The organism is Mesorhizobium sp. M4A.F.Ca.ET.050.02.1.1 (genome assembly GCF_003997725.1).
Taxonomy (GTDB): domain Bacteria; phylum Pseudomonadota; class Alphaproteobacteria; order Rhizobiales; family Rhizobiaceae; genus Mesorhizobium.
Window position 1 is genome coordinate 1 of record NZ_RZSG01000205.1, and the last position, 8376, is coordinate 8376.

Genomic DNA, 8376 nt, shown 5'->3' on the forward strand with positions numbered 1-8376 from the left:
GATCGGTGGTCGCCGAAATCCTTGCCGCCGGCCGCGAGATGCTCAGCCATCCGATCGAGCCGCTGGCCCATGCGCGCGAGACGGTGGAGAAGCTGGCCGGTTCCTATCGCCTGGTGCTGATCACCAAGGGTGACCTTTTCGACCAGGAACGCAAGCTGGCGCAATCAGGCCTCGGCGATCTGTTCGACGCCGTCGAGATCGTCAGCGACAAGAGCGCGACCACCTATGCCCGAATCTTCAGCCGCCATGGCGACGGGCCCGAGAAAAGCATGATGGTCGGCAACTCGCTCAAATCCGATGTCGTTCCGGCCATCGACGCCGGCGGCTGGGGCGTGCACGTGCCGCACGAGTTGACCTGGGTGCTCGAACATGTCGAGCCGCCGAGGGCCGCGCCGCGTTTTCGCCAGATCGCCGATCTTGGCGAACTGCCAAGGTTGATTGAAAGCATCGTTTCTAGCGGCTGACTTGTGCCCCAGCGCTGGAACGGCGGATCCGGTTTCTGCTAGCCGCGCCCTGACCCGATCAGGCGGTCGATCACCGGTTGCAGCCTCTCGGGAGTGATCGGTTTGGCGATCACGACATCGATCACACTCGAGAGACCCAGGCTCTCCGGTGTGCCAGTCTTGGTTGAAAGCAGGATCACCGAGGGCAATGCCTTGCCCGAAATCCGCCTGAGCGCATCTATTCCGGAGATCAACGCGTCGCAGTCCTTGTTGTCGGCGCCGCCGTCGAGCACGATCGCGCCGGGAATGAGGCAGCGCAAGGCTTTCGCCGCCGTATCGGGCGATTCGGAAATCGGCTTCAGCCCTGATTTCTCGACGATTTTCGACACCACGACCCTGTTTATCGGCGACTTTCCGATGACGAGCACCTGAGAGAAATCGGTCAGCATCTCGGCGCCGCCGCCACGGCCCTCCGGATTCAGATGTCTTTCAGTCCTGGTCTCGCGATTGCTGGGGCTCATGTGCGGGCGGGCACTCATCTCTGTTTCAATGCAGGGTTGAAACTTGAGGGACAATTGGCGTGAGATCGCCGCTGGTGTCAAGCTGAAATGGCTAATTTCCAGAATATCGCAAGAAAAGCTAAAATTTAGTGCCAGGTTTATTCCTGGCAGTCGGAGCCGGGCTTTGCAAAACGAAAGTCGCCCGCGCGTTACCGCGCGGGCGAGACAGAATTCGGCGAATGCGCCACCGTGGAACGTGGTCAGCCGTGGTTTTGCTGGGTGACGATCACCGGGATCAGGAGGTCGCCCCAATTGCCGTCGCCGCCATGATGCCTTGCCGAGCGCACGAGCTCCACCGAGACGCCCGCCTCGACCGCCTTCATCACCGACTGGTTGAGCCTGTGCAGGTCATTGGCCAGCATGCGGATGGTCGCCTGCTGGTCGACGCTCATGGCCGAGGACTGCTCTTCCGCCCTTTCCTTGACGCGGCTTATCGATGCCATTGGTCTTCTCCTTGTGTCCTATGCCCTCTCGGGCGTTTCCTCTGTTGGTCGTCTTCTGTGGCAGCTCACTCGGCTGCCGGCTTGAACTGGGCGTGCTCGGTCGATTCATGCATGGCGGTGGTCGACGACTGACCGCCGGTGATCGCCATCGAGACCGCGTCGAAATAGCCGGTGCCGACCTCGCGCTGGTGCTTGGTCGCGGTGTAGCCATGGACCTCGGCCGCGAATTCAGCCTCCTGCAGTTCCGAATAGGCCGCCATCTGCCTCGCCTTGTAGCCACGGGCCAGCTCGAACATGCCGAAGTTGAGCTGGTGGAAGCCGGCCAGCGTGATGAACTGGAACTTGTAGCCCATGGCGCCGAGTTCCCGCTGGAACTTGGCGATCGTCGCGTCGTCGAGGTTCTTCTTCCAGTTGAACGACGGCGAGCAGTTGTAGGCGAGCAGCTTGCCCGGATGATGCCTGCGCACACCCTCGGCGAACTTCTTGGCCTGCGCCAGATCGGGCTTCGAGGTCTCGCACCAGATGAGGTCCGCATGCGGCGCATAGGCAATGGCGCGCGCTATGCAGGGCTCGATGCCGTTCCTGACCTGGTAAAAGCCCTCGACCGTGCGGCCGGCATCATAGTCGACGAAGGGCTGGTCGCGCTCGTCGATATCCGACGTCAAAAGCTTCGCCGCCTCCGCGTCGGTGCGTGCCACGACCAGCGTCGGCGTGCCCATTACGTCGGCCGCGAGGCGGGCCGCATTGAGGTTGCGGATATGCGCCGCCGTCGGGATCAGGACCTTGCCGCCGAGATGGCCGCACTTCTTTTCCGACGCCAGCTGGTCCTCGTAGTGGACGCCGGCCGCACCCGCCTCGATGAAGGCCTTCATTATCTCGAAGGCGTTGAGCGGTCCGCCGAAGCCGGCCTCGGCGTCGGCGACGATTGGCGCGAACCAGGTCTCGACCGAAAGCCCCTTGCCTTCGGATGTCTCGATCTGGTCGGCGCGCTGCAAGGTGCGGTTGATGCGCTTGACCAGCTCCGGCGCCGCATTGGCGGGGTAGAGCGACTGGTCGGGATACATGGCGGACGCGGTGTTGGCATCGGCCGCGACCTGCCAGCCTGACAGATAGATCGCCTTCAGCCCGGCTCTGACCTGCTGCATGGCCTGGTTGCCGGACATGGCGCCGAGGGCGTTGACGAAGTCCTCCTCGTGGATGAGTTTCCACAGCCGGTTGGCGCCCATTTCGGCAAGGCTCTGGCGAATCTGGACCGAGCCGCGCAGCCGCTTCACATCCTCGGGCGAATAGGGCCGCTCGATACCATCGAAGCGACCTTCGGGCGCGGATGGGACGAGGTTGTAAAAATCGGTCATTGGATACTCCAGTTCATTCGAGGTCGGTTCTTGGAAACGTCGCGTCATGGGAGTTGTGCGCCGTTGGTGTGTGACATCATTTACATCGCCCTGCGAAACACGCGAGTAAAACCGAGCTTTTGGCCGAAAAATAAGGGAAAATTAGTGTTGCGCTTGACTGGTAAGCTCTGTAAATTGTCACGATTGTAAAAGGTTGCGCGCAGGCCTCTGCGGCCAGATCGTGTAAATTCCTGTCAAGGATGGATTTGAGTGGCTGACCAGAAGATTTTTGCCGGGCCGCGCATCCGCCGCATCCGCAATGCCAAGGGCCTGACCCAGACGGCGATGGCCGAAGGGTTAGGCATCTCGCCGTCCTATCTCAATCTGATCGAGCGCAACCAGCGGCCGCTGACGGTGCAACTGATCCTCAGGCTGGCCTCGGTCTACAAGGTCGATCCGCATGAATTGCAGGGCGAGGCGAAGGGGTCGATTTCGGCGCTCAAGGAAGTGTTCGGCGACCCGCTGCTGGCGGCCGAACTGCCGGGCGACCAGGAGCTGATCGAGCTCGCCGAAGCGGCCCCCAACGCATCCGCCGCGATGGTGAAACTGTTCCGCGCCTATCGCGAGCAGGCCGAGCGGCTTTCCGATCTCAACGAGCTCCTGGCGCGCGAGGGCCGCGCCACCGCGCTGTCCGGCGCCCGCCTGCCGGTCGATGAGGTGCATGAGATATTCGAGCGCCGGCCGAACCATTTCGCCGCGCTGGAGGAGGAGGCCGAGGCCTTCACCGCGCTGCTTGACCCCGGCGACGACCTGTTCGGCGCGCTGAAAGCCTGGCTTAGGCGCGAATACGGCATCGTCGTCAAGGTGCTGCCCGTCGCCACCATGCCGAACTGGCGCCGCCGCTACGATCGCCACTCGCAACGCCTGTTCCTGTCCGAGCGGCTGTCGCCCTTCGACCAATTGCGCGAAGTGGCGATGGAAGCCTCGCTGATCCGCATGACGGTCGCGGTAGCTGGAGAGATCCAGGCGCTGAAGCTGACCACGGACGAGGCCCGCCGGCTCGCCCGCTTCGAGCTCGGCCGCTACGCGGCGCATGCCCTGATGATGCCCTATCAGGCCTTCCATGCCGCCGCGCTGCGTGCCCGTTACGATATCGACGTGCTGCGTTCGCGCTTCGGCGTGTCCTTCGAGCAGGCGGCCAACCGCCTGACCATGCTGCAGCGTCCCGGCGCCTCCGGTGTGCCGTTCTTCATGCTTGAGGTCGACAATGCCGGCAACCGCTTCCGCAAGGCGGGCAGCCAGGGCTTTCCGCAGAGCCGCTTCGGCGGCGGCTGTCCGAAGCTGCCGGTCCATGCCGCCTTCACCCAGCCCGGCCAGATCCTGGTGGAGGCGGTGGAAATGCCTGACGGCGCCGAATTCCTCTGCATTGCCCGCACGCTGGAAGGGCCACAGGGCGCGTTCTCGGAGCGGCCGCGCCGCACGGCGCTGCTCATCGGCTGCGATATCGGCTTTCGTGACGAGATCGTCTATGGCGGCGCCCTTCCGGGAACGGCGAGCGGCAAGTCGGGGCAGGGCGTCGCCGTCGCCACGCCGGTGGGACCCGCCTGCCGGCTCTGCGAACGCATCGGTTGCTTGGCGCGCGCCGAGCCGCCGGTGACGCGGCCGCTTGGCCTGGACGAGATGGTGACCGGCTTGAGCGCCTTCGATTTCCAGTGACGTCGATTGTGCTGGTCGGCCCGGGAGGCCCATCCTCCTTTGCAACAGCAAGCCATTGAGGGTTCTCCACGCAATCTTTCCGTCGGCAATATTGATTAAGCATTAGCGCCGCGATATCAAAAACGAATTGCGCAAGACTGGGGGGTCGGCGATGAACAGGAAAGTTTTTTGGCTTGGGCTGACGCTTGCCCTTTCAGCCTCATCCGCATTTGCGGAGAAATCCTCGGAATTCTTCAAATCGTACCAAGAGTACAATGATGCCGGCAAGGCATTCCTTGACAAGATCGAGCCCAGGACCGGTGCGATAGATCTTGCCGAAGGCGTGCACCTCGATCTCAAGGGTAAGTTCTACTTCCTGGACAAGAAGGATGCCGCCTCCGTCCTGACCGAGGCTTGGGGCAATCCGCCAGATGCCGGTGCCGACTCCGTCGGTATGATTTTTCCGACCAGCCATGATCCCATCGCCGAGAACAATTGGGGCATTGAGTTGCGCTGGGAAAAGATCGGCTATGTCGATGACAGCGACGCCGCGTCGATCGACTACGCTGAATTGTTGCGCAGCATGCAGGAGGACACCCTGTCCAGCAACGATCAAAGGGTGAAGGACGGATTTCAGCCCGTCACCTTGATCGGCTGGGCCTCGCCGCCCGTCTACGATGCCGTCAACAAACGTCTGCACTGGGCCAAGGAGCTGCAGTTCGGAACCGATGCCGTCCACACGCTCAACTACGATGTGCGCTTTCTCGGCCGGGAGGGGGTCTTCGTGATGAGCTACATCGCCACGGTGGAGCAACTGCCCGAGATCAGGCAGAGCCTGGACGAGGTCCTTGGCCTCGCAACCTTCAGCCCGGGCAAGAAGTATGTCGATTTCAGGCCAGGCTTCGACACCGTCGCCGCTGTGGGCATCGGTGGCCTTATCGCGGGCAAGCTGGCGGCCAAGGCCGGACTGCTGGCGGTGGCGCTGATTGCGCTGAAGAAATTCGGTGTGATTTTGCTGGTCCCCCTGGTCGGCCTCTGGCGGCTCATTCGGCGCAACCGGGACGCCTCCTCTTAACCGGAGGTATCGGCCGGGGCTGGACGCGTTGGTCGAGCTAATGCGCCAGTGCGCCAAACGGAACGCGCGGCTGGATCACGCCTTGCAGCCGCCGATGCGTTAGGCGAATGCAGCGCGGTTCTGTCGCCCATCGCGCATCGTGCCGCCCTGAAATCGCCGACAGTCGCAACCATGACCGACGCCGTATCGCACGCTTCGCCAGCCGTCCCGCCGCGCCCGGCCATCTCGCCTGGCGACGAGCGCCTTGGCATGCTGCTGGTGTTCCTGTCGGCGCTGATGTGGAGCTTTGGCGGCACCATCGCCCGCTTCATCGACATTACCGACAACTGGACGATTGTATTCTGGCGCTCGCTCTGGGCGGTGGCCTTCCTGCTCTGCTTCATGGCTTGGCGCGACGGCTGGCGAGGCACGCTGAAACTGTTTCGTGGCATGGGCCTGCCCGGCCTTGCCGTCGCGATCTGTTTCGCCACCGCGTCGACCTCGTTCATCGTTGCGCTTTCCTACACCACCGTCGCCAACATCCTCTTGATGCAGGCCGGCGTGCCGCTGCTTGCCGCGCTGCTTGCCTGGGTGCTGTTTCGCGAGCGGGTGGCGGCGGCGACCTGGGTGGCGATCGCCGCCGTCATCGCCGGCGTCGCCATCATGGTCTCTGAATCGCTCGACGGCACCGTGTCTCCCGTCGGCGACAGCCTGGCGTTGCTGATCGCCTGCATGTTTTCGGTCGCCACGGTGATCACCCGCCGCTTCGCCCATGTGCGCATGACGCCGGCCAACTGCCTCGGCGCGCTGCTCGCCGGCGCGTTCGCGGCCTCCCAGGCCTCGGAATTTGCCGTTTCCGGCCGCGACATGGGCTTCCTGTTCGCCTTCGGCGTCCTCAACCTCGGCGTCGGCCTCGCCTTCTTCGCTACCGGCGCCCGCCTCGTCCCGGCGGCGATAGCGGCGCTGCTCGGCACGTTCGAGCCGATCCTTGGCCCGATCTGGGTCTGGCTCGTGCATTCGGAAGTGCCGTCTGTGCGCACCATCGTCGGTGGTGCGGTCGTCGTCACGGCGCTGCTCGTCCATATCGGGCTCGAGTTCAAGCGGCAGCCGCGCCCCCAGCGCCCTGGCGTCACCGGACTGCCATCCCCCAATTAACGCAGCGGATGCGCCAAAGCGCGAGATGGGCCATTGACAACGTCGTTGCCGGGCGGGCAGGCTAAGGGCACGGCAACAACAAGACAGGCGTATCTTGCCAAGTCTCAATGCCGGTCCAATCGGAACCGGACCACATCGTCATATCCCTGCCCGCGCCATGGCGAAAGCCTCTGACGACGTCGGCACATCCCCCAGGCCACGGCAACGGCCCAAAGCTTTCATCGGCCTCATGTCGGACCGCCGCGCAGCCGGCCGTTCGCGCTTGTCGCTCTCCAGAAAGCTCAATAATCTGAAGCAAATGCCCAGCCGCGCGGAGGCCGCGACGGATTGGCGACGGAACACTCACCAAAGGAGAACAGCATGACCCGCAAAGCGCTCTGGCTTTCGGCGACCTCGGCATTCCTGACGCTTTTCACCATCGGCGGCCACGCCGAGGACCGCGTCGTCAACGTCTTCAACTGGTCCGACTACATCGACAGTTCGATCATCGACGATTTCACCAAGGAAACCGGCATCAAGGTCGTCTACGACACGTTCGATTCCAACGAGATCCTCGAAACCAAGCTTTTGGCCGGCGGCAGCGGCTATGACGTCGTCGTACCCAGCGGCAATTTCCTCGCCCGCCAGATCCAGGCCGGCGTTTTCCAGAAGCTCGACAGGTCGAAGCTGCCGAACCTGTCGAACATGTGGGACACCGTTCAGGAGCGCACCGCCAAATACGATCCCGGCAATGAGTATTCGATCAACTACATGTGGGGCACCGTCGGCATCGGCTACAACATCAAGAAGGTGCAGGCGGCCCTTGGCACCGACAAGATCGACAGCTGGGATACGTTCTTCAATCCGGATACGCTGGCCAAGCTGAAGGATTGCGGCGTCTATGTGCTGGATTCGCCCGCCGACATCATCCCGGCGGCGCTGAAATATCTCGGCCTCGACCCGAACAGCACCTCGCCCGATGACATCGCCAAGGCCGAGGAGACACTCCTGAAAGTCCGGCCCTATATCCGCAAGTTCCACTCGTCCGAATACATCAACGCGCTCGCCAACGGCGACATCTGCCTGGCTGTCGGCTGGTCGGGCGACGTCTTCCAGGCGCGCAACCGCGCCGTCGAGGCCAAGCAGGGCGTCGAGATCGGCTATTCGGTGCCGAAGGAAGGCGCCCAGATGTGGTTCGATCAGATGGCGATCCCGGCCGATGCGCCGCATGTCGCCGAGGCGCATGAGTTCCTCAACTACATGATGAAGCCGGAAGTGATCGCCAAATCGTCCAACTATGTGCTGTACGCCAACGGCAACAAAGCCTCGCAGCAATTCGTCGACAAGGCGATCCTCGACGATCCGGCGATCTATCCGGACGCCGCGACCTTGCAGAAGCTGTACACCGTCCAGCCATACGATCCCAAAACCCAGCGCGTCATCACGCGGACCTGGACCAAGATCGTCACCGGCCAGTAGGCGATCGGCACGACCCCGGCGCCTGGCTGCCGGGGTCGCTTTGCTTAAAAGCAATTCCAGGAAAAGTGCGAAGCGGTTTTCCGTCCGGAATTGCGTAGGAACAGAAGAGCAATTCCAGGAAAAGTGCGAAGCGGTTTTCCGTCCGGAATTGCGTAGGAACAGAAGAGCAATTCCAGGAAAAGTGCGAAGCGGTTTTCCGTCCGGAATTGCGCAGGAACAGAAGAGCAATTCCAG

The 8376-nt window shown here is 62.8% G+C and carries 8 protein-coding genes and 1 pseudogene; 5 read left to right on the forward strand and 4 right to left on the reverse strand.

Features of this window, described 5'->3' with window-relative positions; all coding sequences use genetic code 11:
• The coding region (locus EOA33_RS15695) for an HAD family hydrolase (protein WP_145989160.1) at positions 1–464 on the forward strand (464 nt) is incomplete at its 5' end.
• 38 nt (positions 465–502) lie between these two features.
• Here EOA33_RS15695 and EOA33_RS15700 read toward each other — a convergent pair.
• The 3 genes from EOA33_RS15700 to aceA all read right to left on the reverse strand — a co-directional run bounded on the left by EOA33_RS15700 (position 503) and on the right by aceA (position 2801).
• Positions 503–964, reverse strand: a complete 462-nt coding sequence (locus EOA33_RS15700) for a response regulator (protein WP_126059238.1) — start codon at positions 962–964, stop codon at positions 503–505.
• A 239-nt stretch (positions 965–1203) separates the two neighbouring features.
• A complete protein-coding gene (locus tag EOA33_RS15705; RefSeq protein WP_126056458.1) occupies positions 1204–1446 on the reverse strand; it encodes a hypothetical protein in 243 nt (80 codons plus the stop codon).
• Positions 1447–1511: 65 nt separating this feature from the next.
• Positions 1512–2801: an isocitrate lyase gene (aceA, locus tag EOA33_RS15710; RefSeq protein WP_126056457.1), complete on the reverse strand. Its 1290-nt coding sequence runs from the start codon at positions 2799–2801 to the stop codon at positions 1512–1514.
• A gap of 249 nt (positions 2802–3050) precedes the next feature.
• Between aceA and EOA33_RS15715 the strand changes: the two genes are divergently transcribed.
• The 4 genes from EOA33_RS15715 to EOA33_RS15730 all read left to right on the forward strand — a co-directional run bounded on the left by EOA33_RS15715 (position 3051) and on the right by EOA33_RS15730 (position 8142).
• Positions 3051–4496 carry a helix-turn-helix domain-containing protein gene (locus EOA33_RS15715; protein ID WP_126056456.1) on the forward strand — a complete coding sequence of 482 codons (1446 nt, stop codon included), beginning with the start codon at positions 3051–3053 and terminating at the stop codon, positions 4494–4496.
• A gap of 151 nt (positions 4497–4647) precedes the next feature.
• Positions 4648–5550, forward strand: a complete 903-nt coding sequence (locus tag EOA33_RS15720; RefSeq protein ID WP_126056455.1) for a DUF2167 domain-containing protein — start codon at positions 4648–4650, stop codon at positions 5548–5550.
• Between the two features lie 171 nt (positions 5551–5721).
• Entirely contained in the window at positions 5722–6684 is a 963-nt protein-coding gene (locus EOA33_RS15725; RefSeq protein ID WP_126056454.1) for a DMT family transporter, read from the forward strand.
• Positions 6685–7044: 360 nt separating this feature from the next.
• Entirely contained in the window at positions 7045–8142 is a 1098-nt protein-coding gene (locus EOA33_RS15730; protein WP_126056453.1) for a polyamine ABC transporter substrate-binding protein, read from the forward strand.
• Here EOA33_RS15730 and EOA33_RS39725 read toward each other — a convergent pair.
• Positions 8129–8376, reverse strand: a pseudogene (locus EOA33_RS39725) (hypothetical protein); the annotation flags it as partial. The gene EOA33_RS15730 and the pseudogene EOA33_RS39725 overlap by 14 nt on opposite strands.

Excerpts from the sequence above, each read along its gene's own strand:
- EOA33_RS15700 (WP_126059238.1), bottom strand. The coding sequence starts at position 964 with ATGAGCCCCAGCAATCGCGAGACCAGGACTGAAAGACATCTGAATCCG.
- EOA33_RS15705 (WP_126056458.1), bottom strand. The coding sequence starts at position 1,446 with ATGGCATCGATAAGCCGCGTCAAGGAAAGGGCGGAAGAGCAGTCCTCG.
- aceA (WP_126056457.1), bottom strand. The coding sequence starts at position 2,801 with ATGACCGATTTTTACAACCTCGTCCCATCCGCGCCCGAAGGTCGCTTC.
- EOA33_RS15720 (WP_126056455.1), top strand. The coding sequence starts at position 4,648 with ATGAACAGGAAAGTTTTTTGGCTTGGGCTGACGCTTGCCCTTTCAGCC.
- EOA33_RS15725 (WP_126056454.1), top strand. The coding sequence starts at position 5,722 with ATGACCGACGCCGTATCGCACGCTTCGCCAGCCGTCCCGCCGCGCCCG.
- EOA33_RS15730 (WP_126056453.1), top strand. The coding sequence starts at position 7,045 with ATGACCCGCAAAGCGCTCTGGCTTTCGGCGACCTCGGCATTCCTGACG.